This is a genomic window from Pseudomonas sp. FG86, assembly GCF_057808775.1.
Genome location: NZ_JBMDIS010000173.1, coordinates 1 through 3,189, shown reverse-complemented (window position 1 = coordinate 3,189; position 3,189 = coordinate 1). Strand labels below are relative to the sequence as shown.

At 64.7% G+C, this 3,189-nt stretch carries 1 protein-coding gene; it reads left to right on the top strand.

Translation table 11 applies throughout. The annotated features are described in order from the left end of the window. Positions 1 to 3,189 (top strand): condensation domain-containing protein (locus tag ACODSV_RS36070; protein WP_489078411.1); only part of this gene is annotated, 3,189 nt, incomplete at both ends.

Here is a 3,189-nt window from a genome sequence, read left to right as displayed (position 1 = left end):
ACTATATGGTGCCGGCCCAATGGCTGCGACTGGAGCAGATGCCGCTCAGCCCTAATGGCAAGCTGGACCGCAAGGCCCTGCCAAAACCCGAAGCCGCGCAACCGTACGAAGCCCCGCAAAGTGCGCTGGAACAACGGATCGCCGCGATCTGGGCGCAAGTACTCGGGGTCGAGCACGTCGGCTTGAACGACAATTTCTTCGAACGCGGCGGCGACTCGATCATCTCGATCCAGGTGGTCAGCCGCGCCCGTGCCGAAGGTATCCACTTCAGCGCCAAGGCCCTGTTCCAGCATCAGACCGTGCGCAGCCTGGCGCGCGTGGCGCAGTTGCAGACCGCCCACGTGATCGACCAGGGCCCGGTGCAGGGGTTGACGCCATTGCTGCCGTTCCAGCAACTGTTTTTCGAACGGGAACTGCCGCACGCGCATCACTGGAACCAATCGCTGCTGCTGACCCCGCGCCAGCCGCTAGAGGCCGAGCGGTTGGCGGCAGCCCTGCAAGCCATCACCCGGCATCACGATGTGCTGCGCCTGAGTTTCAGCCAGCAGGCCGATGGCTGGGTCGCGCGCCATGACGCACCGAGCGCGAGCCTGCTGTGGCACGAGCGCGTACAAGATGCCAGCGAACTCCTGGCCCTCTGCGAACGGGCCCAACGTAGCCTGGACCTGCAACATGGCCCGTTGCTGCGCGCGGTACTCGCCGAGTTGGCCGATGGCTCCCAGCGCCTGTTGCTGGTGATGCACCACTTGGTGGTGGACGGCGTGTCCTGGCGGGTATTCCTTGAAGACCTGCAAAGCCTGTATCGCCAACGTACGCTGCCGGCCAAGACGTCATCGTTCAAGGCCTGGGCCGAGCGCTTGCAGGCCCACGCGCGCGGCCCCTCGATGCAGGCGGAAAAAGACTTCTGGCTACAGCAGTTGCAGGGCGTGGCCACCGACTTGCCGTGCCGCGATCCGCACGGCGCGTGCCCCGGCCGGTTGGCGCAGACCGTGGTCAGCCAACTGGATGCCGAACACACCCGGCAACTGCTGCAACAGGCACCCACGGCCTATCGCACGCAGATCAACGATCTGCTGCTGACCGCCCTGGCACGGGTGATCTGCCAGTGGAGCGGGCACGCTTCAAGCCTGATCCAGCTTGAAGGCCATGGCCGCGAAGACTTGTTTGACGACATCGACCTGACCCGCACCCTGGGTTGGTTCACCAGCCTGTTCCCGGTCCGCCTGACCCCGGCCGCGACCCTGGCCGGCTCGATCAAGCAGATCAAGGCGCAACTGCGTGCTATCCCCAACAAGGGCCTGGGCTTTGGCGCGCTGCGCTACCTGGGCGATGCGTCGACACGCCAGGCCTTCAGCCAATTGCCGCAGCCGCGTATCACCTTCAACTACCTGGGCCAGTTCGACGGCAGTTTTGATCAGCCGGACGGCCTGTTTGCCCCCGCGTCGGAACCTGCCGGCGCCGAGCAGAGCCCCGATACCCCGTTGAGCAACTGGTTGACCCTCAATGGCCAGGTGTATGGCGGTGAGTTGCAGATCGGCTGGACCTTCAGCCCATTGATGTTCGAGGCCCGTGAGATCGAAGCGCTGAGCGAGGCGTTTACCCGCGAATTGACGGCCCTGATAGAGCACTGCTGCACCCCGGGCAACAGCGGCTTCACGGCCTGCGACTTCCCATTGTCGCGCCTGGACCAGGCACAACTGGAGTCGCTGCCGCTGGCCGCCGAGGGCGTGGAGGATATCTACACCTTGTCGCCGATGCAGCAGGGCATGTTGTTCCACACCCTGTATGAACAGGCCGCGGGCGACTACATCAACCAGGTCCGCGTCACGGCCGAGGGCCTGGACGTGGCACGCTTCCAGCAAGCCTGGCAGGCCACGGTGCAGGCCCATGAGGTGTTGCGCACGGGGTTCTTCTGGGAAGGCCAGTTGGAGTGGCCGTGCCAGGTGGTGTACCGCGATGCGCCAGTGCGGATCGAAGTGCTGGACTGGCGCGCTATGCCCGAACGTGAACTGGAACTGCACAACCTGCAGCGTGCCCAGCGCCGCCAGGGCTTCGACCTGGCCAAGGCGCCACTGCTGCGTTTGCTGCTGGTGCGCACCGATGAGCAGCGCCATGAGCTGATCTACACCTATCACCACATCCTGATGGATGGCTGGAGCAACTCGCGTCTGTTTGGCGAAGTGCTGCAACGCTATGCCGGCGTGGCCGTCCCCGAGGCTGGCGGACGCTATCGCGACTACATTGGCTGGCTGCAACAGCGGGATGCCGACGCCACTGAAGCCTTCTGGCGCGCGCAGTTGAGCGCGCTGCAAACGCCGACTCGCCTGGGCAGCCGCCAGCCCGACGCTATCGACGGCTATGGCGACTACCGGTACAGCCTGGCGCAATCGCTGACCGCGCGGCTGGAAGCCTTCGCACGTTGCAATAAGGTCACCCTCAATACGCTGGTGCAGGCGGCCTGGTTGATTCTGCTGCAACGCCATAGCGGCCAGGCGGTGGTGTCTTTCGGCGCCACCGTGGCCGGGCGTCCGGCGGAGCTTTCCGGTGTAGAGCAACAGCTCGGCCTGTTCATCAACACCTTGCCGGTGATCTGCGCCGTGGACGGGCAACACACGGTGGCCGACTGGTTGCAGGCGGTCCAGGCGCAGAACCTGGCGCTGCGCGAGCATGAACACACCGGCCTGTATGACATTCAACGGTGGGCCGGGCAGGGCGGGGCGGCACTGTTCGACAACATCCTGGTGTTCGAAAACTACCCGGTGTCCAAAGCCCTGGAACAGAGCGGCGGCAGCGGTATTCGCTTCGGCGTGCCCAAGGCCCATGAACAAACGAGTTACCCGCTGACCGTGCTGGTGGACCTCGGCGAGACCCTGTCGCTGCACTTCAGTTTTGCCCATGGCTATTTCAAGGCTTCGACCGTGCACGGTTATGGCCGGCACCTGGTCAACCTGTTGCAAGCCATGGTCGATGACGGCCAACAGCGCCTGGGCGATTTGCCGATGCTGGATATCACCGAGCGTCGGCAGGTGCTGCAGGACTGGAATGCCACCGCGCGGGACTACCCGTTGCAGCGTTGCGTGCATGAGCTGATTGAAGCGCAGGTCGCGCGTGCACCGCAGGCGCCAGCGTTGCGTTTCGGCGATGTGTCGCTGAGCTATGCCGAGCTGAACCGCCGCGCCAATCGCCTGG